Raw genomic sequence first — 24640 nt, 5'->3', positions numbered from 1 at the left:
TTAATCGTTTAAGACAACATGAGTTGTGCTTTTTTAATGGCTTCAACCATAACGTCAATTTCTTCTTTGGTATTATAGAAAGCAAACGAAGCTCTTATAGTTCCTGGAATACAGAAGAAATTCATAATGGGTTGGGCGCAATGATGTCCTGTTCTTACGGCTATTCCTAATTTGTCAATTATCGTACCAATGTCATACGGATGAATTCCTTCAATATTAAAAGAAATTACGGAAGTTTTTGCTGCAGAGGTGCCAAAAATCTTTAATCCTTTAATTTCCAATAGTCGTTGCGTTGCATGTGCCAGTAATTCTTTTTCCTGTTGTTGAATGTTTTCAAAACCAACCTCGTTCATATAGTCAACGGCAGTTCCTAATACAATTCCACCGGCGATGTTTGGTGTCCCTGCTTCAAATTTATGAGGCAAATCAGCATACGTTGTTTTTTCAAAAGTAACTTCCTTAATCATTTCGCCTCCACCTTGATAGGGTGGCAATTTATTCAGCCAAGCTTCTTTGCCGTATAAAATTCCGGTTCCTGTCGGACCACACATTTTATGTCCTGAAAAAGCATAAAAATCGCAATCCAAATCCTGAACATCTGGTTTTAAATGTGGGACGGCTTGCGCTCCATCAATCAAAATTGCTGCTCCAACTTCATGTGCTTTGTCAATCATGTACTTTATTGGATTTATAATGCCCAATGCATTAGAAATATGATTTACCGTAACGATTTTAGTCTTATTCGAAAGTAATTTATCATATTCTGACATGATTAATTCACCATCCTCATTCATTGGAATTACTCTCAAAGTCGCGCCCGTCTTCTCACATAGCATTTGCCAAGGCACAATGTTACTGTGATGCTCCAATGCCGAAACTAAAACTTCATCGCCAGGTTTTAAAAGCGAAGAAAATCCATTGGCAACCAAATTAATTCCATGTGTTGTTCCTGAAGTAAAAAGAACTTCATGAGCAAATTTTGCATTGATATGATTTTGAAGTTTACCACGGGAAATCTCATACGCATCAGTTGCTAGTTGGCTCAAAGTGTGAACGCCACGATGTATATTCGCATTAATTTCCTGATAATATTTTGAAATTGCATCAATAACAATTTGTGGTTTTTGCGAAGTAGCTCCGTTATCGAAATAAACCAATGGTTTTCCGTTTACTTTCTGGGAAAGGATTGGGAAGTCGGCTCTAATTTTATTTATATCTAACATTTCTTTATTTAGAATTTTTCTAAATACAAAAGTAATAAAAAGTTAATTGTTTTAGCCATGATTTCGCCAATTTACTTCTATTAGTTTCGGGTTTTTAGTGCAGTAATAATTGTGAATTTATGGCTAAAATAATTATATTGCATTGTTTTACAATTAGCTACTATGAAAAAGCTCCTCATGTTTGTTGGTTTTGCTTCTTTTATCGGAATCTTTTATTATGGATTTACTACTTATCCAAAACTGGATTTGATTTCTGGCTTTTCGGCAAAAAGTGTCGCTTCTGGATATTTTATCGATAATCGTTCCCAGGAAATGATTGAGAAAGGCGACAATGATATCAAAATGATTGATTTAGCCAAAAATAGAATTGAAGATGTCGGGAAATTTGCATCCGCTTCAGTTTATGGCTTGAAAGAGCGAAAAGCGATTTACCGAGAGGGTTTGGGAGCTACTTTAATCAATGATGATTTTGATGTTACAAAACCATATTTGATTCCCAAAAGAGCAAAATTAGATACTAATTTATCTTTTCCGTATGGAAATAAGGAACCAAAAGATACAGTTTTTGCAAATGTTGATTACAATAAATTAAATACGGCTGTCATCAGTGCTTTTGACAAAAAGGGGGAGCTTAAAAAAAGAACACGTTCGGTTTTAGTGCTTTATAAAGACAAAATCATTGCAGAGAAATACGATACCGGTTTTGATAAAAACAGCAAGTTTTTAGGTTGGTCTATGACCAAAAGTATTACAAGTGCACTTTTTGGAATTCTTCAAAAGCAAAAGAAATTTGACATTTATAAACCAGCGCCTGTTGAAGAGTGGCAAAACGGCGTACAAAAAATCATTACCACAAGTGATTTGCTGCACATGAATTCCGGTTTGGAATGGGAAGAGAAATACGATAAGATTTGTGATGCCACCAAAATGCTTTTTCAAGCTGTGGATATGTCACGCGTACAGTTGGAAAAACCTGTCGCATACAGGCCGGATACGCATTGGAATTATTCTTCAGGAACAACGAATTTACTTTCGGGAATTTTAAGACGACAATTCAGAACGCATCAGGAATATTTGGATTTCTGGTATTCAGCTTTGATTGATAAAATTGGAATGAACTCCATGATTATAGAAACGGATATGGCAGGTAATTATGTGGGTTCATCTTACGGATGGGCAACCGCTAGAGATTGGTCAAAATTTGGCCTGCTGTATTTGCACAAAGGCAATTGGAATGGCGAACAGATTTTAGATGAAAGCTGGGTGAAATATACTGCAACTCCCACGAATACTTCAAACGGAAGATATGGAGGACACTTTTGGCTCAATGCGAGCGGGCATTTTCCAGATGTTCCACGAGATATGTATTACTGTAGCGGTTTTCAAGGACAAATGGTGGCAATTATTCCATCTCTGGATTTAGTGATTGTACGAATGGGGTTAAATGAAGAATATAATTTTGATTTTAATGGGATGTTAAGTGGTATTATTGGAAGTTTGGAAAAATGATCCTATAAATAAAACAACCCTTTCAGAGAGTTTTAAAACTCTGAAAGGGTTGTTTTTATAACCTCTTGTTAGTGTTGATTACAAATCAAATCCTAATTTTACGCCTAATTTATTAGCTATAATAGTAGTAATTCGTTTTTTAAGTTCTGGTATTTTGATGTTTTCGATAACGGCATTTGAGAACGCATACATCAATAACGCTTTGGCTTCTTTTTTAGGTATTCCACGCGCTTGCATGTAGAACATAGCAGTTTCGTCCAATTGCCCGACAGTACAGCCGTGAGAGCATTTTACGTCATCAGCAAAAATTTCCAATTGTGGTTTTGCGTTTATAGTAGCTTTGTCACTCAATAAAATATTATTGCTTTTTTGGAACGCATTTGTTTTTTGAGCATCTTTCTCAACATACACTTTTCCGTTAAAAACGCCTGTAGAACGATCGGAATAGATTCCTTTATAGTCTTGGAAGCTTTCGCAATTTGGAGCTGAATGCTTCACCAAAGTATAATGATCTACGTGTTGTTTTTCACCAATAATAGTAATTCCGTTTAACGTACTTGTCAATCTTTCTCCAAAATGGTAGAAATTCAAGTTGTTTCTTGTCAAGTTTCCTCCAAAAGAGAAGGTGTGAACCGAAACGTGACTTTCTTTTTGTTGAGAGACGTATGTGTTATCGATTAGATTCGCTTCTAGGGTATCGTTTTGAATTTTGTAATAATCAACGATAGCACGTTTTTGGGCGAAAATTTCTGTAACGGAATTCGTTAGTACTGGATTTTCGTTTAAACTTTGATGGCGCTCAATGATTTGAACATGAGAATTCTCTCCAACAATAACCAAATTTCTTGGTTGAACCAAAAGAGCTGCTTCGCTTCCTGTTGAAAAGTACATGATCTCAATAGGTTTATCCGCTACTTTACTTTTTGGGATATGGATATATGCTCCTTCATTGGCAAAAGCCGTATTCAGTGAAGTCAAACTTTCTTCTTTGCTGGCAATTTGGTTAAAATACGTGTCAATAACCATTTTGTATTTTGGTTTTGTCAATGCCGATGACATCAAACAAATATCAATTCCGTCGTGCGTTGTTGATGATAAGTGTGAACTGAAAACGCCATCAATAAATACCACCTTATAGGTATCTATTTCGTGTAAAAAGTATTTTTTTACGTGGTTGAATTCAACTGCACTTTCTTGCTTTGGAAAAACGGTAAAGTCGTTTTTTAAGATGGCGTTTAGCGAGGTGTATTTCCAAGCTTCGTCTTTTTTGGTTGGGAAACCTTTATTTTCAAAGTTTTTTATAGCTGAAGTTCTCAAATCATGAAGTTCAGTGTGAACATCGACACGCTCTTCGAAAGCCATAAAAGACGATAGTAATTTTTCTTTTAATTCCATTTTTGGTAGTTATAAGTTGGTAGTTATAAGTTGGAGTTTTGCAAACTGCAAACTGTAAACTGCAAACTAATTTTACGCTTCTTGTTCTTGTTTAATCCAGTCGTATCCTTTTTCTTCCAGTTCATGAGCTAGTTCTTTGCCACCGGATTTTACAATTTTTCCGTTGTATAGTACATGAACGAAATCAGGAACGATATAGTCTAATAATCTTTGGTAGTGCGTGATAACTACGATAGCATTTTTGTCGCTCTTAAGCTTGTTAACACCATTTGCAACAATTCTTAAAGCATCAATATCAAGTCCAGAATCGGTTTCGTCAAGAATAGCCAATTTTGGTTCCAACATTGCCATTTGAAAAATTTCGTTACGTTTTTTCTCGCCACCAGAAAAGCCTTCGTTTAAAGAACGAGACAAAAATTTTCTGTCGATTTCTAATAATTCTGATTTCTCACGAATCACTTTTAGCATTTCGTTGGAAGGCATTTCTTCCAGACCATTTGCTTTACGTGTTTCATTGATTGCTGTTCTCATGAAGTTAGTTACTGAAACTCCTGGAATCTCTACTGGATATTGAAAGGACAAAAACACTCCTTTGTGTGCTCTTTCTTCTGGTGCTAAATCAGAAAGGTCTTCTCCATCTAAAAAGATTTCTCCTTCGGTTACTTCATAGTTTTCGTTTCCTGCAATGATAGAAGCAAGGGTACTTTTTCCAGCACCGTTTGGTCCCATTATTGCGTGAATCTCTCCAGCTTTTACTTCAAGGTTGATTCCTTTTAATATTTCTTTGTCTCCAATGGAGGCGTGTAAATTTTTTATTGATAACATAAACGTCTTGTTTTTATAAAGTCTTAAAAGGTTATCCTACAGAACCCTCAAGAGAAATTTCTAATAATTTTTGTGCTTCTACTGCGAATTCCATTGGTAGCTTATTCAATACATCTTTACTAAAACCGTTTACGATTAAAGCGATGGCTTTTTCGGTTGGAATTCCACGTTGGTTGCAATAGAAAACTTGGTCTTCGCCAATTTTACTTGTCGTAGCCTCATGTTCGATTTTTGCTGTTGGATTTTTATTTTCAATATAGGGGAAAGTATGCGCTCCACAATTGTTTCCCATTAATAATGAATCACATTGTGAAAAGTTTCTGGCATTGTCAGCTCTAGCACTAATTTGTACTAAACCACGGTAACTGTTTTGTGATTTTCCAGCAGAAATTCCTTTAGAAATAATGGTCGATTTAGTATTTTTACCTAAATGGATCATTTTGGTTCCGGTATCGGCTTGTTGGAAATTATTAGTTACAGCAATCGAATAAAATTCTCCTACTGAATTATCTCCTTTTAAAATAACGGAAGGATATTTCCAAGTTATAGCTGAACCAGTTTCTACTTGTGTCCAAGAAATTTTTGCGTTTTTCTCACATAAACCTCTTTTGGTCACAAAATTAAAGACTCCGCCTTTTCCTTCTTTGTTTCCAGGATACCAGTTTTGTACCGTTGAATATTTTATTTCAGCATCGTCTAATGCAATTAATTCTACTACTGCAGCGTGTAATTGATTTTCATCACGACTTGGAGCGGTACATCCTTCAAGGTAACTTACATAGCTGCCCTCATCGGCAATTAGTAATGTTCGCTCGAACTGCCCTGTTCCTGCCTGGTTGATTCTAAAATAAGTCGAAAGTTCCATTGGGCAACGAATGCCTTTTGGAATATAACAGAAAGAACCATCAGAGAAAACTGCTGAATTCAAAGCAGCATAAAAGTTATCTTTTTGTGGTACTACTGTTCCTAGGTATTTACGAACTAATTCTGGATGCTCTTTGATTGCTTCAGAAATACTCATAAAAATAATTCCTTTTTCACCTAATGTTTTCTTGAAAGTAGTCGCTACTGAAACCGAATCGACTACAATATCCATAGCTACATTATTCATCATCTTTTGCTCATCAACAGAGATGCCTAACTTTTTATACATTTCTAAAAGTTCTGGATCTACATCATCCAGTGTTTTATTAGGATCTACAGCTTTTGGAGCTGAATAATAGGAAATGGCCTGAAAATCAGGTTTAGTATAATGTACATTAGCCCATTCTGGCTCGGTCATAAGCTCCCAGGCACGAAAAGCCTCAAGACGCCAATCAGTCATCCATTGTGGCTCACCTTTTTTCTGTGAAATAGCACGAACGATATCTTCATTTAACCCAATAGGAAACGTTTCTGATTCTAATTCGGTGTAAAAGCCGTATTCATATTCTTTGGTTTCGAGTTCGATTTTTAAATCGTCTTCGGTATATTTTGACATAATTTTTTGTTTAATGTTTTACAAAGAGAAACTCTCTCCGCAACCACAAGTTCTGTTGGCATTTGGATTGTTAAAAACAAATCCTTTACCGTTTATTCCTCCTGAAAATTCTAATATTGTTCCTGCTAAGTACAGAAAAGATTTTTTTTCTACAGCAATAGTGATATCGTTGTCTACAAAAATTTTATCGTCTTCGCTTTTTGTTTTATCAAATTTTAAATCATAAGACAATCCAGAACATCCGCCGCTTTTTACGCCAACTCTTACATAGTCGATTGCAGCATCAAAACCATCATCTTTCATTAGATCGATGATTTTTTTTCTCGCAGTGTCAGAAACTTTTATCATAGCTTATATTGATTTTGTCTAAATTAACAGCAAAGATAGTGTATAAAAACCTTTTTCCATAATTGATACCATTTTTATAACCAATGCAAAAATAGAAAAAACCTATTTCGTATCCTCATTATAAAAATTAAATTTATATTTAGGCTCTATTTAATTGTAACCAAATTACTAATAATAAAATTATGGAAAACGCTTTAGAAAGTCGCTCAACGTACAAATTGGAATTTCAAGGGAATGGCAAAGATTTTTTTGGTGTGGTAATAGTCAATTGGCTTTTGACTGTTATTACTTTGGGAATTTATTACCCATGGGCTAAGGCCAAGCAACTTCAGTTTCTTTATGGAGCTACTTCCTTAGAAGGTGACTCCTTTTCTTTTCACGGTACAGGAAAAGAGATGTTTAAAGGTTTTCTAAAAGCAATTCTGATTTTCGGTGTTCTTTACGGCCTCTTATTTTTGTTTTTATATCTAAAATTTCCTTTTGTGGGATTGCTATTATTTTATCTGGGATTTTTAGCTGTTTTACCATTGGCAATTCATGGTTCATACAGGTATAGAATGTCAAGAACCTCATGGCGTGGCATCCGATTTGGGTATAGGGGAGACAGAAAAGAACTTACCGTAAATTTCTTCAAATGGATTTTTTTTACCGTAATTACCTTTGGAATTTATGGTTCTTGGATGTCAATAAATTTAAGAAAATATTTGTTGGGGAATGTTCGTTTTGGAAATATTGAATTTGATTATAACGGAGATGGAGGTGATTATTTCGTATTAAATTTAAAAGGCTATTTCTTAACGATTTTCACCCTTGGAATTTATCTTTTTTGGTGGCAAAAAGACCTTTTTGAATACTATATCGAGAATTTAAGTTTAAATAAAGATGGGAAAGAAATAGCATTAAATTCGACTGTAACAGGTGGAGATTTCCTAAAATTAGGAGTTGTAAATATATTGATTATCATCTTTACTCTGGGCCTAGGTTATGCATGGGTCGTTACAAGAACATTGAAATACCTTTTCGATAACGTTGAATTAGACGGAAATATTGATTTGAATTCAATTCGACAAACAGAAGAGAATTTTAAAGACGCTACAGGAGAAGATATCAGTGATTTTCTGGATTTAGATTTTGTAATGTAAGGAGATGAAGGAAAAAGTAATCGGAGTTTTTTATGATGGCGCATCTTCTGTTTCACAAGAAGTTTCATTGAATTTTGACACGGACAAATGTATTTTTATTTTTGAAACCACCTATAATAAAACATATTATTGGGAATTAGCTGCCGTTATTATCAATGAAAAAGGCACGGAATTACAGCTTCAGCATGGAAACGATCCTATTCAAATCTTAAAAGTTGGAGATGCTCAATTCATAGACGATTTGACTGTTTTTAGAAGTAAAAATGGACATGTCGGGTGGTACCAAAGACTTTTAAATCTTGGAATTAAAGTCCACCTTGGCTTCGCGTTGTTTATTTTTTGTTTTATCGGTTTGTGTTATGTATATGTTATACCTTGGGTAGGCGAAAAATCGGTTGTTTTAATCCCTGCGGTGTATGATGACGCATTAGGAAATACATTTTTTGAGCAAAATACATTTTTAGGCACTGTTGATTCAAAGAAAACAAAGGCTTTGAATCTGTTTGCCAAAGAATTGAAACTAAGAAACACAAAAGAATTGAAATTCACCGTAATTGATTCGGACATTATGAATGCTTTTGCGCTTCCGGATGGTAGCATCGTTGTATATACCGGAATTATAGATTCTATGAAAGACTATGAGGAATTAGTGGGTTTAATAGGACACGAAGTTGCCCACGTAAATCAAAGGCATTCCATGAAAATGTTGTGCCGAAATTTATCGGGTTATTTATTTATTTCAACCATTTTAGGAGATGCAAACGGAGTCATGGCAGTACTTGGTGAAAATGTCAACACTTTGCAATCACTGTCTTTTTCGAGGGAATTTGAGCACGAAGCTGACGTCGAAGGTTTTAAAATAGTGACCTCAAATGGAGTTAACCCAAAGGGGATGTCAGTCCTTTTTAAACGTTTGCAGAAAGAGAATCATATCGAGATGCCTGAATTCTTAAGTTCACATCCAGTAACGGCGGATCGAATTCGATACATTGACAAAATGATAAGAACCGAATGTTTTCAATCCAAAGAAAATCCTCAACTGCAACGTTTATTTCAACAGATTAAGCAATAATTGTTCTTTGTGAAATTTTATTTCCGCCAATTCAAAGCTGAATTTTCTGCTGCGAATTGGCGGTTTTTTCTAGTATTAGCAGAAAACACTTAGTTTAACTAGAAATTATGCTTCTAAATGTGGTTTTAATTCGTTTTTAGTATTGAATCCTTTATATTTGGGTTTAATTACGGTTTTAAAAATAATTCTATGAGACTATATGCAATAGAAACTGGAAATTTTAAATTAGATGGTGGTGCAATGTTTGGAGTTGTTCCAAAAACTATTTGGAATAAAACTAATCCAGCAGATGAAAATAACTTAATTGATATTGCTGCACGTTGTCTACTAATTGAAGATGATAATAAATTGATTTTGATTGATACCGGAATGGGAAACAAGCAATCGGAGAAATTTTTTGGATATTATTCGCTTTGGGGAACGCATTCCATGGATAGATCTTTGGCTAAATTTGGTTTTCATCGTGATGATGTTACCGATATTTTTATGACGCATTTACATTTTGACCATTGCGGTGGGAGTGTGCAATGGAATGCAGACAAAACGGGCTACGAGTTAGCGTTTAAAAATGCTAAGTTTTGGAGTAATGATAAGCATTGGGAATGGGCAACAAAGCCTAATTTAAGAGAAAAACCTTCTTTTCTCTCCGAAAATATTTTGCCGATGCAGGAAAGCGGTCAGTTGAATTTTATAAAAAGACCAGAGGGTGATTTTCTTAAAAAATCGGAACTGGGTTTTGGTATACTGTTTGCTGATGGTCATACCGAAAAGCAAATGATTCCGCATATTCAATATCAAGATAAAACGATTGTTTTTTGTGCTGATTTATTGGCGACAGCCGGACATATTCCAATTCCTTATGTGATGGGCTATGATACCAGACCACTTTTAACATTAGATGAAAAATCAAAATTCATGAATGCTGCCGCAGATAATAAGTATTATTTATTTTTGGAGCACGATGCCCATAACGAAATTATAACTGTTGAAAAAACTGAAAAAGGAGTTCGATTGAAGGACGTTTTTAGGTGTGAGGATATTTTATAAAACATAAAAACCACATTTTCAAACGAATGAAAATGTGGTTTTTTACTTCTATATGGCCTTCTGTTTTACTCTACCGCTATTTTTTTGACAGTGTTAGCTCCTTCACTTTCTAAATACACATAATAGATTCCTTTTGCTAAACCAGCTAAATCTATACTATTAGTATTTGGACCATTAATGAATTTTGTTGTTTTTATCAATTTGCCTAAGGAATCGTACACCGTTACTTTTTCCAGTACAATATTATCAATATGCAACTGTCCTTTTACAGGATTAGGATATAAAGCTAGTTTGTCAAAAACTACATCTTCAATTCCTAAAGTACAGGCTGTTTTTGAATAAATTGCCGTTGCGTCTTTGGCTTCAGTCCAATTAGTATTAGAAAAGGCCGGATCATCTACGTTAATACACGATAATGACGAGTTGCTTTTAAAGTTTACATTTAGCATTTTAGTGTTATTGCCATTGCTCAAATTTAAATTTTGCAAACTATTGTTGGAACAATTTATATCCGTTAGAAAGGTGTTTTTAGAAACATCTAAACTTACTAATTGGTTATCGGAGCAACTCAATTTGGTTAAAAATAAATTATTGGAAAGATCTAAAACGATTAATTGTGCAGCAGTAGTGTTTTTTATAGTGCTATTTTTATTTGTAATTGTAACAACACCATCGCAGTAAAGTTCTGTAAGTAACTTATTTTTAGAAACATCGAGAGTTATTAGAGGATTATTGGAACAGTCTAAATATTTTAAGGCCGTATTATTAAAAACATTTATTGTAGATAGTGAATTTCCGCTGCAAATCAATGTCTCCAAAGAGGTAAATTGTTCAATGCCAGATAAATTCGAAATTCCGAAGTTTGATAAATCTAAACTCGTAATATTCGCTATATTAGAGATTGTGATTTTGCCATTTAGTCCATCGGTATCAATTCCCAATGCAATTAATTTGTTCTCAAAATTCACATCAGGGATCAAGGTATACGATATACACGCTGTATTATAACTCGCCGCCGCGTCCTTAAAATCAGCCCAATTGCTGTCGGAATAGGTCTTGTCATCGACTTGTATGCAACTTAAATCCGGATTTCCACCAAAAGACAACGTAGAATAGGTAGAAACTAGCTGCTGGTTATTTCCATTTTTTAAATTAAGGTTTTGCAATTTATTAACTGAACAATTCAATTTTTTCAAATTTTCATTTTTAGAAAGATCTAAATCTTTTAACTGATTACCAGAACAATTTAAACTATCCAGAACGATATTTAGAGAAATATCAAGTAATGACAACTGATTTTCATCGCAATTTAAAATTTTTATTGCAGTATTTTTAGAAACATCCAGCGTAAGTAATTGATTTGTTGAGCATCTTAAAGACGCTAATGATGAATTTGCAGAAACATCTAGGCTTTTCAAGCCATTTGAAGAACAATTTAAGGAATTCAAAGCAACATTCTGAGAAAGATTCAAAGTTGTTAAGTGGTTACCAATACATTCCAAAGTTGTCAAGGCTGTGTTTTTAGAAAGATCAAAAACTTTTAATCCATAATTATAAGAACAGTCCAAAGAATTCAAAGCGACATTTTGGGAAAGATCCAAAGCTGTTAATTGATTATTATTGCATTTTAAGGTTTTTAAGGCTGCAAAATAGTGGATTCCGGTAAGGTCAATAATATGACTAGAAGAAACATCCAAAGATGTTAACGAGGCAATATTTTCTTTAAGTACTTTTCCGTCAACAAGACCAGAGTCAATCCCAAGGGAAATTAATTTTTTTTCAAAATTCCCATCAGGGATTATTGTATAAAGATTAGCATTGTTTTTGAAATTATATAAACTGGTAATCTCATCCGCAGTTAATACACGATTCCAAATCCCAATATCGTCTATTGCACCTTCGAAATAGTTGTTTAATTTATTTCTTCCAATTCTAAATAGATTGCCAAAACCATTTGTATATAAATCGGCAGAACCACCCATCTTATATACGTTATTTATGTATAATGAATAGGTGTTGCTGGCATCATCAAAGGTCAATGCAAAAAATGTCCATGTGTTATTGAAATAATTTTCTTGAGATTGAAAAGTTTTAGAGTCAAATTGTACATCTAAATACCCTTTACTATAGAAACTGATTTTAAACCAATAATTTGGATCAGATATATTTCCATAATTTAAAAGACAAAAATTAAATTCTTTAGATGCAACAGGTGAAGCAGCTTTGAACCATCCTGTAATAGTACGTGATTCGCCTTTAAGAGGGTAGTTTTTTACATTTGCCTCAATGGTACTGCTAGTACCATTAAAAGAGTAAGCATTATTACTATTTCCAAATCTATCTGATGTTAAGGTTGCATCGGTAGTAATTCCATTATTTCCATTTCCGCTTGCGTCATTTGCATTAGCACTAAAAGGATAATATGCTATTAGCCCATTTGTTGGAACAAGAGAAGGAATATTTGAGTTTTGGGAGTAAGTTGAAAGACTCACTAAAAACACCAAAAGGAGTAGTTTTGTTTTCATATAAAAATTTGATGTCATACAAAAATAAGGATTTTTAATCATTTTCTTACATTTTTTTTATTCACAAAATTTTTCATAAAAAGCGGTTAATAAGTGCAGTAACTGTGTATAACTTAAAGTACTTTTGAACTTTAATAAATGAAATGACACGCAACTAATCTATGAAATTAGAACTGATTTGTCTTTGTGTCGTTCTTAAATGAAAAAATTTATGAAAGCCGCCGCCGTAACAATTACTATTTTTTTCGGAACACTATTTGCATAATGAAAAACGGTACAAAAAACCAAGAAACGATAAAGGAGTTGGTTGAAAGAACTATTTACTTGCAATGAAATCTTAACTTAGTGTTAATGCTATTTATTTTTGTAACAAATACATATATTTTAGACTAATTTTGTAACTTTTAAAAACGTAAACACATGAATACCATCAAACCTATTTACATTTCTGCTTTTGCTATTTTAGCTTTAGTCGGATGCGGCGCTTCAAAACAAGTTGCTAATTCTGCAGTAACGAGTACTGTGATAAGTGCACCGTTAAACATTAAAAAAAATGTCCCGATAAATGAAAATGATTTAAAGCGCTGGAGTCACTTAGATATAGTAAAAGATACTATTCCCGGAATGAGTGTTGACAGAGCATATTCTGAATTATTGAAAGGTAAAAAAGGGGTGACTGTAATTGTCGGGATTGTGGATTCCGGAGTGGATATTGAACATGAAGATTTAAAATCAGTTGTTTGGACTAATAAAAAAGAAATAGCAGGAAACGGAATTGATGATGATAAAAATGGATATATTGATGATATTCATGGTTGGAATTTTTTAGGTGATATCACCAAGGAGCATTATGAATATCAGCGAATTATCAAAAATAAAAACCTTGTAGACGAAAAAACATATCAAGAGGCTAAAGCTATAGGTGATAAAAAGATAGCGGATGCCGTAACTGGAAAAACGCGTACGGAGCAAATGTTACTAACGCTCAATGAGAGCGATGCGACTTTAGCGAAGCATTTTGGCAAATCGATTTATACCATTGATGAGGTGAAAGCAATTGTTTCACAAGAGCCAGAAATTCAAAAAAGTAAGGCAGCTATGGAACAAATGTTTTCTTATGGTATGCCTATTGCAGATTTGAAAGTTGGTGTTACAAAACAACTTAATGGTTTTGCCACAGCTTTAAGCGGAGAAAATTTAAAAACCGATTACAGAAAAATTATTGGAGATAATCCGGAAGATCTAACAGATACCAAATACGGAAACAACAATGTTATGGGACCAGACAAGGACGGGATTCTTCATGGAACTCATGTTGCTGGTATAGTTGCTCAAACGAGAAACAACGCTATAGGTGGCGATGGAGTTGCAAATAATGTTGAAATCTTAACTGTTCGCGCAGTGCCAGACGGAGATGAATACGACAAAGATATCGCTCTTGGTATTCGCTATGCTGTGGATAACGGTGCTAAAGTGATTAACGGAAGTTTTGGAAAAAGCTTTTCACCTCATAAACAATGGGTTTATGATGCTATTAAATATGCAGAAAAAAAAGACGTATTGATTGTTCATGCGGCTGGAAATGATGCTAAAGACATTGACTTTGCAGAGAATTTTCCGAATGATTCAGAAGATAAAGTAACAGAATTTGCGGATAATTTGATCACCATTGGAGCGTTGAATTTTGAATACGGAAACAAAGTGGTGGCGAGATTTTCTAATATTGGAAAAATCAATGTAGATGTTTTTGCTCCAGGAGTTAAAATTTACGCCACTACGCCAAATGATTCTTATAAATACTTACAAGGAACATCAATGGCTGCACCAAACGCTGCAGGAGTTGCTGCGTTAATACGTTCGTACTACCCAAAATTATCAGCTCAACAGGTAAAACACATTTTGATGGATTCAGGAGTGGCAATTACAGAAGATGTTATTGTTGCCGGAAAAAGTAATGACACTCGCTCTTTTACTACCTTATCAAAATCCGGAAAAATAGTAAATGCTTACAATGCTTTATTGATGGCTGAAAAAATGTCTAAAAAATAAAAGTTTCAATTTATTTATAAATGGAAGGGCAAATTGTCCTTCCATTTGTATTTTAGCCTGTATAAGAATTCCTTTTTTCATTATTTTACTTTCGATCAAATCTTAACAGAGTGTTAATCCACTTATATTCTTTTGAAAAAAGAAATAATTTAGGCCTCGCATTTAATTTAAAAATTTATAAATGAACAAGATTAAACCAATCTATTATTATGCTGTCGCTTTTTTTGCATTAGTGGGATGTAGCGCTCAAAAGCAAGTTTCCAAAAGTATTGCGCCTGTTGCGGTAACTAGTCCATTAATTATTAAGAAAGTTGCTCCTATAAGTGATGCTGATTTACAACGCTGGAGCCATTTAGATTTAGAAAAAGATACAATTCCCGGAATGAGCGTTGATAAGGCATATTCTGAATTATTGAAAAATAAAAAAGGAGTAAAGGTTATCGTGGGGATTGTAGATTCAGGAGTTGATATTGATCATGAAGATTTGAAATCAGTGATTTGGACCAATACAAAAGAAATCGCCGGTAACGGAATTGATGATGATAAAAATGGATTTATTGATGATATGCACGGTTGGAATTTTCTTGGCGATTCCGGATTTGAAAATTTAGAGATGACTCGAATTGTAAAAAAAGCAGATGACGGATCATTGGTTTATAAAAATGCTAAAGCTGACTATGAAAAAAAGTACAACGAAGCTTTAGAAGGGAAACAACAAGTAGATTTTCTGTTAAACACCAATAGCGTAATACAAACGTACTTAAAGAAAAACGATTATACACTTGAAGAACTTAATGCAATTGTTAGTACGGACGAAGTTTTAAATAGAAGCAAAATGATTATGACTCGCGTTATTGGGCAGTCAGGTCCTGCATTTAGTGCTGGTATTGAAGAATACAGAAAGTATATCTATGACCAATTGAATTATAATTTGAACAAAGATTTTAATGGCAGAAAAGTTGTTGGTGATAATCCTGATGATATAAATGATACAAAGTATGGCAACAATGTTGTTTATGGGCCGGATAAAGAAGAAGCATTGCATGGAACCCATGTTGCCGGAATTATTGCTCAAGTGAGAGATAACAGTATTGGTGGCGACGGAGTTGCAAATAATGTCCAAATTATGGCTGTAAGAGCTGTTCCTAATGGTGATGAATACGATAAAGATATTGCTTTGGCAATACGTTATGCAGTTGATAATGGGGCAAAAGTAATCAATGGAAGTTTCGGAAAAAGTTATTCTCCACACAAGCAATGGGTTTTTGATGCTATAAAATATGCTGAAAAGAAAGATGTTTTGTTTGTACACGCATCAGGAAACGATGGTAATGATATTGATTTAGAAAAAAACATCAGTTTTCCTAATGATTCTGAAGATAATAAAATAGAGTTTGCAAATAATGTTCTTACCGTTGGAGCCTTGAATAATGCATACGGAGAGTCGGTAGTAGCCCCTTTTTCAAATTACGGGTCAATCAATGTAGACGTTTATGCTCCGGGAATGGAAATTTACGCAGCAGTACCAAATAACAAATACAAATACGAACAAGGAACATCTATGGCTTCACCAAATGCGGCCGGAGTTGCTGCATTGATTCGTTCGTACTATCCGAAATTATCAGCAGCAGAAGTCAAACAAATCATGATGGATTCTGGAACACCGCTTCCCGTAACGGTTGAGTTGGGAGAAACTCAAGAGAAAAAAGCTACAGCTGATAGTTCAAAATCAGGAAAAATGGTTAATGCTTATAATGCCTTGATTCTTGCCGAAAGAATGTCAAAAAAACAAATTTAATAGTTATTAATCAAAAGGAAAAGCACTTGTTCTTCCTTTTGTATTAAAGAAATATAAAATCGCCAGGATTCAAAATATAAATCCTATAGATAATTAGCGGTTCTATATTTCATTAAAAAATAAATTTTAGCCTCGTATGAAAAAAATCCTTTTACTATCTTTTATCGCACTTAATTTTGGGGCCCTATTTGCCCAAAGTTCTACTTATTGGCAACAACATGTCGATTACAAAATGGATGTTTCCGTGGATGTAAAAACCTACCAGTACAAGGGGAAACAAGAACTAGTTTACACCAATAATTCTCCAGATACCTTAAAAAAGGTGTATTACCATTTATTCAATAATGCCTTTCAGCCCGGAAGCGAGATGGATGCTAGAATCCAAAGTATTAAAGATCCTGATGGAAGAATGGTTACTAAAATAAAAGTTGGTGATAAAGAAATCAAAGAAAGTCGAATCAAAACTTTAAAACCAAATGAAATTGGGTATTTGCGAATTTCGAATTTCAAACAAGACGGAGTAGCTGCTAATGCAAAAGAGGTTGGAACGATTCTCGAAGTTACTTTGGCAAAGCCAATATTGCCTAACTCAAAAACCACTTTCACATTAGATTTTGACGGACAAGTTCCAATTCAAATTCGTCGTTCCGGGAGAAATAATGCAGAGGGAGTAGAATTGTCGATGGCACAATGGTATCCAAAAATGGCCGAATTTGATTTTGAAGGTTGGCATGCGGATCCTTACATTGCCAGAGAATTTCACGGTGTTTGGGGAAATTTTGATGTCAATATTACTATTGATAAAGCATACGTTTTAGGAGGTACCGGTTATTTACAAAACAAAAACGAAATAGGTCATGGTTATCAGGACCAAGGAGTTGTGGTGTCTGTTCCAAAGAAAACAAAAAACCTTACGTGGCATTTTACAGCACCAATGGTTCATGATTTTACTTGGGCAGCAGATAAAAATTACATTCACGATGTGGTGAAAGGGCCTAATAATGTTGATTTGCATTTTTTGTATAAAAACAATCCAAAATATATCGAAAACTGGAAAAAGATCCAGCCTAAAACGGCTAAGTTGATGGAGGTTTACAACAAAACTGTTGGAGATTATCCTTACAAACAATATTCCGTGATTCAAGGTGGTGATGGCGGAATGGAATATGCAATGTGTACCTTGATTTTAGGTCAAGGTGATTTTGAAGGTTTACTTAATGTTACCGCACACGAAATGGCACATTCCTGGTTTCAGCATGTTTTGGCTTCCAATGAATCAAAACACGGGTGGATGGACGAAGGATTCACCTCTTTTCTTGAAGATTTTGGACTGAATGAACTTGCAGATAAGAAAATGGAAAATCCATTTACCGGAGCTTATAAAGGGTATTTGTCAATGGCAAATTCTGGAAAAGAATTGCCTCAAAGTACACATGCGGATCGTTTTGATGAAAATAGAGTTTACAGCATTACCTCATACAGTAAGGGAGAACTTTTTCTGACACAATTAATATATCTGATTGGAGAGGAAAATTTGATGAAAACCTTGAAAAAATACTATCAGGATTTTAAATTTAAACATCCTACGCCAAATGATATCAAAAGAACTGCTGAACGTATTTCTGGAGCAAATTTAGATTGGTATTTGGTAGATTGGACACAAACTACCAATACAATTGATTATGGAATTAAAGATGTAAAAGAAAATGCCGATAAAACTGTAGTACTATTAGAAAGAATCGGTAGAATGCCAATGCCGATTGATCTTATTGTTGAATATACCGACGGGAGTAAAGAGAGTTTCTACATTCCATTGCGTATGATGAGTTTTGAAAAAGAAAATCCGAATCCTTCGTTAAAAAGAACGATACTGAAGGACTGGGCTTGGGCATATCCAACTTTTGAATTTAGTATCTTGAAATCTAAAGCTTCAATCAAGAAAATCACTATTGATCCAAGTGGATTAATGGCTGATCTAAAACCAGAAAACAATACCTATCAATTGAAGTAATGTTTTATTTAAACCAAAAAAGTCTAGTTTTAACGCGAGACTTTTTTTGGTTTGTATTTTTTTGAAGAACTATTTTAAATGCTCCAGCATATCCACTGTCATGGATTCCAAATCAAATTTGTGATTCCAGTTCCAATCTTTTCTGGCTTGAGCATCATCAATACTCGCTGGCCAGCTGTCGGCAATTTTTTGACGAAAATCAGGTTTATACGTAACAGTAAATTCAGGAATATGTTTTTTGATTTCGGCCGCAATCTCCGTTGGCGTAAAACTCATTGCAGCCAGATTATAAGACGAATGAATTTTAATTTGTTCAACTGGTGCCTGCATAATCTGTATTGTTGCGGCTATTGCATCATCCATATACATCATTGGCATTTTAGTTTCTGATGATAAAAAACATTCGTAGGTTTTATCCGAAATTGCTTTATGAAAAATATCCACGGCATAATCCGTAGTTCCTCCTCCAGGGGGTGTAGACCAACTAATCAAACCAGGGTAACGGATGCTTCGTACGTCAACGCCAAAAATATTATGATAGTACTCACACCACCTTTCACCAGCTTGTTTGCTGATTCCATAAACCGTTGAAGGCTCCATGATGGTATATTGTGGCGTGTTTTCTTTGGGTGTTGTTGGACCAAAAACCGCAATACTGGAAGGCCAGAATATTTTTTTTATTTTTTTTGCTTTAGCTAAATTCAAAACATGAAACAAAGAATTCATATTTAAATCCCAGGCAAAAGCTGGATTTTTCTCAGCCGTTGCTGATAGTAAGGCCGCCATTAAATAGATCTCATCTATTTGGTGAATCTCTACAAGATGCTCAATTTGATTGAAATCCAGCGCATTTACTACTTCGAAAGGGCCTGAATTAACAACGTCATTATTCAGTTTTCGAATATCAGAAGCTATTACGTTTTCTGTTCCATATATTTTTCGCAACTTATGGGTAAGTTCCGTTCCAATTTGTCCGCAAGCGCCGATAATTAATATTTTAGTACTCATTTTGTCTGTTTTGATAAACAAAGATAACGTTTTCGTAAATAACACAAATTTAATGTAAAAAGTTATAAATTTATTAAAATAGCACTTAAAATAGCTGTAAAATTCTTAATTTTTGATTTTTTTATCTATAAAAATACTCCGTTACTATTAGATTGTTATTCCCGTGCTGTAATTCGTAATTATAAATTTACTTTGTAACTTTGTGCTTTAATGAAAATTCAATGAAATGAGCTGACGGGAATTTCATGCTAACAAGATAAATGTTATCTGCAAATTACATAGGATCATTAAAGACAATAAATTACAACATATGAAATATAAAATAGTGGTATTCTTTTCTATGGTTTTCATTTTGTTCTCGTGCCAAAATGACAATCAAAAGCGTTTAGCCGAAAACAAAAAAGAGGTCAAAAAAAGAGAAATAATATTTAAAAAAATAGAGAAAGGCTGGGTTTTTTATGACACGCCTATAACGGAGGCTTCTGAAGCAAGTATCGCTACTTGGAATGAATTCCGTATGTTTCTGGCTGAATTAGCCCAAAAACCTAAAAAGACTATCGGAGCTTTCCAACAAAAAGCAACAGCACTTTCTAAAAAAGCAACAGCTTTGAATGATAATATACCGTATGAGTTCAACAAACCTCAGATTAAAAGCAGAATTTCGACCTTAATCACTAAAGTACGATTGCTGGATTTATTCATTCATTTGCATAATATTCCAGATAAAAAGGTGACGCTGTTAGTTTCTGAAATTAATTTAGAATTGGTTTCACTACAAAGGCAAATGGATAAAATTGTTGAAAAAAGTAAGATTCCTGTTGAAGAAGGAGAGTCTGACTTGTTGAAAATGATGGATACCACAAGAGCTATTCCTAATACACCAATCGATCCAAATCTACCACGCATTGAGTAAAAAAGCTTTATATAATACTTACGATAATTCGCCAAAAACCCAGCAGATTGTTGCTCGTTTATTAGAAAATAATCAAGTAAAAATGCATCTTAACGGCTTACTTGGTTCTGCACTTTCATTTGTGATTCGTTCGGTGTTCAAGAAAGCTGAACTTCCTTTTTTAATCGTTTTAAACAATAAAGAAGAAGCCGCCTATTATCTGAATGATTTGGAACAGATGGTTGGCGATCAGGATGTGCTGTTTTATCCCGGTTCATATCGCCGTCCATATCAAATTGAAGAAACGGATAATGCGAATGTTTTGCTTCGTGCCGAAGTCCTCAACAGAATCAATTCCCGCAAAAAACCGGCGATTATTGTTACCTATCCCGAGGCATTATTCGAGAAAGTAGTGACTCGAACAGAATTGGATAAAAACACATTAAAAGTTAGTGTTGGCGACAAGATTTCTATTGATTTTATAAATGAAGTATTATTTGAATACGAGTTCAAAAGAGTTGATTTCATTACAGAGCCCGGAGAATTTTCGGTTCGTGGGGGGATTGTCGATGTATTTTCTTTTTCGAATGATAATCCGTATCGAATTGAGTTTTTTGGAGATGAGGTGGAGAGTATTCGTAGTTTTGATGTTGCGACCCAATTGTCAATTTTGCAACAAAAAAAAATCACTATAATTCCAAATGTGGAAAACAAGGTTTTTCAGGAGAACAGAGAAAGTTTCCTGGATTATATTTCGGAAAAAACAGTTATTTTTATTCAGAATACCGAAGATTTACTATCACAATTAGATAAACTATTTGCTAAGGCCGAAGAAGCTTTCGCAAAATTATCGCAGGAAATAAAGCGTTCTGCACCAGAACAATTGTTCTTGAACCAATCGGAGTTTATAAAAAGAGCGTTGGACTTTGCGATTGTGGAATTGAGTTCGAAAGCTATTTTCAGAACAAATGAAAAATTCGAATTCCACATACTGCCCCAACCTTCGTTCAATAAACAATTTGATCTGCTGTTGAATAACCTGAATGAAAATCATTTTAATGGCTACAAAAATTATTTGTTTTGTTCCAATGAAGCCCAAGCCAAACGATTTCATGATATTTTTGAGACTTTGGACGAAGCTAATTCAGAGAATATTCGCAAGCAATACCACACTGTTGTTTTGCCGTTGTATCAAGGATTTATAGATCAGGAAAACCAAATTACTTGCTATACGGATCATCAAATTTTTGAACGCTACCATAAATTCAGTATCAAAAATGGCTATTCAAAAAAGCAGAATATTACCTTAAAAGAATTAACGACCTTGTCTGTTGGGGATTATGTAACACATATCGATCACGGAATTGGACGCTTTGGGGGCTTGCAAAAGATACAGGTCGAAGGCAAAACACAGGAAGCGATCAAGCTAGTGTATGCTGATAATGATATTGTGTATGTGAGTATTCATTCGCTTCATAAAATCTCGAAGTACAACGGAAAAGACGGAACACCACCGAAGATTTATAAGTTAGGTTCGAATGCCTGGAAGATTTTAAAACAAAAAACTAAGGCACGTGTCAAACATATTGCATTCAATTTGATTCAATTGTACGCCAAAAGAAGACTGGAGAAAGGATTTCAGTTTGCACCTGACAGTTATTTACAAAACGAATTGGAAAGTTCGTTTATTTACGAAGATACACCGGACCAAACCAAATCGACACAAGAAGTAAAAGCCGATATGGAAAGTGATCGCCCGATGGATCGCTTGGTTTGTGGAGATGTGGGTTTTGGTAAAACAGAAGTCGCTATTCGTGCCGCTTTCAAAGCAGTGGATAACAGTAAACAGGTGGCAATATTGGTCCCAACAACAATTTTGGCGTACCAGCATTACAGAACTTTTACAGAACGTTTAAAAGATATGCCGGTTTCCGTTGGCTATTTAAATCGTTTCAGGACTGCAAAACAAAAAACGGAAACGTTAAAATTATTAGCCGAAGGAAAACTTGATATTGTTATCGGAACGCATCAATTAGTCAACAAAAATGTTGTTTTCAAAGATTTGGGATTGTTGATTGTGGATGAGGAGCAAAAATTTGGAGTCAACGTAAAAGACAAACTCAAAACGATTGCCGCCAATGTGGATACACTTACTTTAACAGCAACACCAATTCCTAGAACGTTGCAGTTTTCGTTAATGGCAGCGCGTGATTTATCCGTAATTACTACGCCTCCGCCCAATCGTTATCCGATTGAAACTAATGTTGTCGGTTTTAGCGAAGAGTTGATTCGAGATGCGATTTCGTATGAAATTCAGCGTAATGGACAGGTTTTCTTTATTAATAACCGAATAGAGAATATCAAAGAGGTTGCAGGAATGATACAACGTTTGGTGCCTAATGCCAGAGTTGGAATTGGTCACGGTCAAATGGAAGGGAAAAAATTGGAAGACTTGATGTTGGCTTTTATGAACGGGGAATTTGATGTCCTAGTGGCAACAACAATCATCGAAAGCGGGCTGGACGTTCCTAATGCGAATACTATTTTTATCAATAATGCAAATAATTTCGGATTGTCTGATTTGCATCAGATGCGTGGTAGGGTCGGGCGTAGCAATAAGAAAGCATTTTGTTATTTTATTTGCCCTCCATATTCAGCGATGACTGACGATGCCAGAAAACGAATTCAGGCATTGGAACAATTCAGTGAACTGGGAAGTGGTTTTAACATTGCGATGAAAGATTTGGAGATTCGTGGAGCGGGAGATTTATTGGGAGGCGAACAAAGCGGGTTCATCAATGAAATCGGTTTTGATACTTACCAAAAAATCATGAACGAAGCCATAGATGAATTAAAGGAAAATGAATTTAAGGATTTGTATCCGGAGGAAAATAATTTGGAAACCAAAGAATATGTGAAAGACCTGCAAATCGACACGGATTTTGAGTTGTTGTTTTCGGATGAATACATCAATAATGTCTCTGAACGATTGAGTTTATATAATGAATTGGGCGGTGTAAAAAATGAAGAAGAGCTTATCATTTTTCAGAATAAATTGATTGACCGTTTTGGTCCTTTGCCGCCACGAGCAAATGCGTTAATGAACAGTATTCGCATCAAATGGATTGCTACCCGCATTGGAATTGAGAAATTGGTGATGAAGCAAGGTAAAATGATTGGTTATTTTGTATCGGATCAGCAATCGGATTATTACCAATCCAATCGTTTTCAAGGTGTTTTGCAGTTTGTGCAAACACACACTTCTATTTGTAAAATGAAAGAAAAACAAACGCCGAATGGTTTGCGATTGTTGTTAACTTTTGACAATGTAAAATCGACTAGGAAAGCATTGGAACTTATGGAATTGCTAGGAAAAGTAGAGTAGATTGAAATAAAAAGCTTCCAGTCCTTAAAAGGCTGGAAGCTTTAAAATATATAGGAACTATTAATTTTTTAAATCCTTAATCACTTTAAAAGCGACGTCTACTTCATTTTCACTCACCAAAATTGTAAACTCATTTGAAGTCGAAATCACTTCATTGATGATAATTCCTTCCCAAGCCAAACGCTGAAAAATGAAGTAGTAAATACCAGGCACCACGATATTTTCTTTAGGCAATTTTACCGTAATAGAGGCAAGATTGTCTAGTTTTTGAATCAGTTTTTCATTGGCAAAGTGTTTGTCAACTAGGTGATTGATGGTATTGCTTACCACAATATTGGTTTCATTTACCCCTCTTGATGAGGTATAAAAAATATCAGGGAAAGCATTCAAATCTGTAATTAATTCAGCTTGTTTATTTAAAACCGTGTCTGATGCCGCAAAAGTATAATCAGTTAGCTCCGAGCGAACTGTGATTTCTCCAATATTTTTTATTACTTTATTGATTTTATGATTTAATCTGAAATCTAATTCTTCGGTAAGTCTTTTTAGAGACATAACAACTGCTCCTTGTTTTACTTCTTTACCAAATTCGGATTCCAATTCAGTCATTATATTTCGGGAAAGGGAAGTCAAATTGATGATTCCAAGAGATAAAGCATTTAATAAAAAAGGCTTTGTTTTGATGTAATTTTCTACAATGGATGAAACAGTTTTCATAATGTATTAGGTGTTTTTACTTAGTTCTTACTTAGCTAGAGTGTCAAAAATCTCTGCAAAGATAGATAAAAAACAATTTGTTACAAATATAACATTAAATTTTTTTGTTAAAAATGATAAAAAACAGCTATAAGGTGTTCAATTACAAAAGATTTGCCTTGTTTATAATAGGAAATGTCGTCAAAATGGACTTCAGTGTGCAAATTCCTCTTAC

Annotated in this window: 17 protein-coding genes; 9 read left to right on the top strand and 8 right to left on the bottom strand. The window is 34.5% G+C overall.

Annotation, left to right across the window (positions count from 1 at the left end; translation table 11 throughout):
• Positions 1-8: 8 nt before the first annotated feature.
• Complete coding sequence (locus tag ACNQGN_RS03635; protein ID WP_417986493.1) at positions 9-1223, bottom strand: aminotransferase class V-fold PLP-dependent enzyme; 1215 nt, start codon at positions 1221-1223, stop codon at positions 9-11.
• Positions 1224-1385: 162 nt separating this feature from the next.
• Between ACNQGN_RS03635 and ACNQGN_RS03630 the strand changes: the two genes are divergently transcribed.
• Positions 1386-2732 carry a serine hydrolase domain-containing protein gene (locus ACNQGN_RS03630; RefSeq protein ID WP_417986492.1) on the top strand — a complete coding sequence of 449 codons (1347 nt, stop codon included), beginning with the start codon at positions 1386-1388 and terminating at the stop codon, positions 2730-2732.
• 78 nt (positions 2733-2810) lie between these two features.
• On the opposite strand, the gene sufD is transcribed toward ACNQGN_RS03630, so the two are convergent.
• The 4 genes from sufD to ACNQGN_RS03610 all read right to left on the bottom strand — a co-directional run bounded on the left by sufD (position 2811) and on the right by ACNQGN_RS03610 (position 6780).
• Positions 2811-4127: a Fe-S cluster assembly protein SufD gene (gene sufD / locus ACNQGN_RS03625; RefSeq protein WP_417986491.1), complete on the bottom strand. Its 1317-nt coding sequence runs from the start codon at positions 4125-4127 to the stop codon at positions 2811-2813.
• A gap of 72 nt (positions 4128-4199) precedes the next feature.
• Positions 4200-4952, bottom strand: a complete 753-nt coding sequence (sufC, locus tag ACNQGN_RS03620) for a Fe-S cluster assembly ATPase SufC (protein WP_417986490.1) — start codon at positions 4950-4952, stop codon at positions 4200-4202.
• A gap of 31 nt (positions 4953-4983) precedes the next feature.
• Positions 4984-6432 (bottom strand): Fe-S cluster assembly protein SufB, encoded by a 1449-nt coding sequence (gene sufB, locus ACNQGN_RS03615; protein WP_417986489.1) that lies wholly within the window; start codon positions 6430-6432, stop codon positions 4984-4986.
• 18 nt (positions 6433-6450) lie between these two features.
• Positions 6451-6780 (bottom strand): HesB/IscA family protein, encoded by a 330-nt coding sequence (locus ACNQGN_RS03610; protein WP_039108447.1) that lies wholly within the window; start codon positions 6778-6780, stop codon positions 6451-6453.
• Between the two features lie 182 nt (positions 6781-6962).
• On the opposite strand from ACNQGN_RS03610, the gene ACNQGN_RS03605 reads away from it, so the two are divergent.
• From ACNQGN_RS03605 to ACNQGN_RS03595, 3 genes are all read left to right on the top strand, one after another.
• The gene (locus ACNQGN_RS03605; protein ID WP_417986488.1) at positions 6963-7922 is read left to right on the top strand and encodes a YjgN family protein; all 960 of its coding nucleotides are present in this window, start codon (positions 6963-6965) and stop codon (positions 7920-7922) included.
• A 4-nt stretch (positions 7923-7926) separates the two neighbouring features.
• Positions 7927-8994, top strand: coding sequence for a M48 family metallopeptidase (locus ACNQGN_RS03600; RefSeq protein ID WP_417986487.1), 1068 nt, complete (start codon positions 7927-7929; stop codon positions 8992-8994).
• 189 nt (positions 8995-9183) lie between these two features.
• Complete coding sequence (locus ACNQGN_RS03595) at positions 9184-10041, top strand: MBL fold metallo-hydrolase (RefSeq protein ID WP_417986486.1); 858 nt, start codon at positions 9184-9186, stop codon at positions 10039-10041.
• Positions 10042-10106: 65 nt separating this feature from the next.
• On the opposite strand, the gene ACNQGN_RS03590 is transcribed toward ACNQGN_RS03595, so the two are convergent.
• Positions 10107-12566, bottom strand: a complete 2460-nt coding sequence (locus ACNQGN_RS03590) for a T9SS type A sorting domain-containing protein (RefSeq protein WP_417986485.1) — start codon at positions 12564-12566, stop codon at positions 10107-10109.
• Positions 12567-12986: 420 nt separating this feature from the next.
• Between ACNQGN_RS03590 and ACNQGN_RS03585 the strand changes: the two genes are divergently transcribed.
• The 3 genes from ACNQGN_RS03585 to ACNQGN_RS03575 all read left to right on the top strand — a co-directional run bounded on the left by ACNQGN_RS03585 (position 12987) and on the right by ACNQGN_RS03575 (position 18424).
• Complete coding sequence (locus ACNQGN_RS03585; protein WP_417986484.1) at positions 12987-14615, top strand: S8 family peptidase; 1629 nt, start codon at positions 12987-12989, stop codon at positions 14613-14615.
• A gap of 181 nt (positions 14616-14796) precedes the next feature.
• Positions 14797-16413, top strand: coding sequence for a S8 family peptidase (locus ACNQGN_RS03580; protein WP_417986483.1), 1617 nt, complete (start codon positions 14797-14799; stop codon positions 16411-16413).
• A 136-nt stretch (positions 16414-16549) separates the two neighbouring features.
• Complete coding sequence (locus ACNQGN_RS03575) at positions 16550-18424, top strand: M1 family metallopeptidase (RefSeq protein ID WP_417986482.1); 1875 nt, start codon at positions 16550-16552, stop codon at positions 18422-18424.
• A gap of 69 nt (positions 18425-18493) precedes the next feature.
• Here the strand turns inward: ACNQGN_RS03575 and ACNQGN_RS03570 are convergent, their stop codons facing one another.
• Positions 18494-19432, bottom strand: coding sequence for an L-threonine 3-dehydrogenase (locus ACNQGN_RS03570; RefSeq protein ID WP_417986481.1), 939 nt, complete (start codon positions 19430-19432; stop codon positions 18494-18496).
• A 310-nt stretch (positions 19433-19742) separates the two neighbouring features.
• Here ACNQGN_RS03570 and ACNQGN_RS03565 point away from each other — a divergent pair, with 310 nt between their 5' ends.
• Positions 19743-20345, top strand: coding sequence for a hypothetical protein (locus ACNQGN_RS03565; RefSeq protein ID WP_417986480.1), 603 nt, complete (start codon positions 19743-19745; stop codon positions 20343-20345).
• Positions 20338-23709 carry a transcription-repair coupling factor gene (mfd, locus tag ACNQGN_RS03560; protein ID WP_417986479.1) on the top strand — a complete coding sequence of 1124 codons (3372 nt, stop codon included), beginning with the start codon at positions 20338-20340 and terminating at the stop codon, positions 23707-23709. Before ACNQGN_RS03565 ends, mfd begins: the two co-directional genes overlap by 8 nt.
• A gap of 60 nt (positions 23710-23769) precedes the next feature.
• Here the strand turns inward: mfd and ACNQGN_RS03555 are convergent, their stop codons facing one another.
• The gene (locus ACNQGN_RS03555) at positions 23770-24426 is read right to left on the bottom strand and encodes an aspartate kinase (protein WP_035669162.1); all 657 of its coding nucleotides are present in this window, start codon (positions 24424-24426) and stop codon (positions 23770-23772) included.
• Positions 24427-24640: the final 214 nt, after the last annotated feature.

This window comes from Flavobacterium rhamnosi (genome assembly GCF_048286515.1).
GTDB lineage: Bacteria > Bacteroidota > Bacteroidia > Flavobacteriales > Flavobacteriaceae > Flavobacterium.
The sequence above is the reverse complement of the archived record's forward strand: the minus strand, read 5'-3'. Positions and strand labels throughout refer to the sequence as shown.

Coding starts and splice junctions, on each gene's coding strand:
- ACNQGN_RS03590 (WP_417986485.1), bottom strand. CDS start 12,566: ATGAAAACAAAACTACTCCTTTTGGTGTTTTTAGTGAGTCTTTCAACT.
- ACNQGN_RS03605 (WP_417986488.1), top strand. CDS start 6,963: ATGGAAAACGCTTTAGAAAGTCGCTCAACGTACAAATTGGAATTTCAA.
- ACNQGN_RS03565 (WP_417986480.1), top strand. CDS start 19,743: ATGAAATATAAAATAGTGGTATTCTTTTCTATGGTTTTCATTTTGTTC.
- ACNQGN_RS03570 (WP_417986481.1), bottom strand. CDS start 19,432: ATGAGTACTAAAATATTAATTATCGGCGCTTGCGGACAAATTGGAACG.
- ACNQGN_RS03635 (WP_417986493.1), bottom strand. CDS start 1,223: ATGTTAGATATAAATAAAATTAGAGCCGACTTCCCAATCCTTTCCCAG.
- sufB (WP_417986489.1), bottom strand. CDS start 6,432: ATGTCAAAATATACCGAAGACGATTTAAAAATCGAACTCGAAACCAAA.
- ACNQGN_RS03585 (WP_417986484.1), top strand. CDS start 12,987: ATGAATACCATCAAACCTATTTACATTTCTGCTTTTGCTATTTTAGCT.
- ACNQGN_RS03610 (WP_039108447.1), bottom strand. CDS start 6,780: ATGATAAAAGTTTCTGACACTGCGAGAAAAAAAATCATCGATCTAATG.
- ACNQGN_RS03575 (WP_417986482.1), top strand. CDS start 16,550: ATGAAAAAAATCCTTTTACTATCTTTTATCGCACTTAATTTTGGGGCC.
- ACNQGN_RS03595 (WP_417986486.1), top strand. CDS start 9,184: ATGAGACTATATGCAATAGAAACTGGAAATTTTAAATTAGATGGTGGT.
- ACNQGN_RS03580 (WP_417986483.1), top strand. CDS start 14,797: ATGAACAAGATTAAACCAATCTATTATTATGCTGTCGCTTTTTTTGCA.
- sufC (WP_417986490.1), bottom strand. CDS start 4,952: ATGTTATCAATAAAAAATTTACACGCCTCCATTGGAGACAAAGAAATA.
- ACNQGN_RS03555 (WP_035669162.1), bottom strand. CDS start 24,426: ATGAAAACTGTTTCATCCATTGTAGAAAATTACATCAAAACAAAGCCT.
- ACNQGN_RS03630 (WP_417986492.1), top strand. CDS start 1,386: ATGAAAAAGCTCCTCATGTTTGTTGGTTTTGCTTCTTTTATCGGAATC.
- ACNQGN_RS03600 (WP_417986487.1), top strand. CDS start 7,927: ATGAAGGAAAAAGTAATCGGAGTTTTTTATGATGGCGCATCTTCTGTT.
- sufD (WP_417986491.1), bottom strand. CDS start 4,127: ATGGAATTAAAAGAAAAATTACTATCGTCTTTTATGGCTTTCGAAGAG.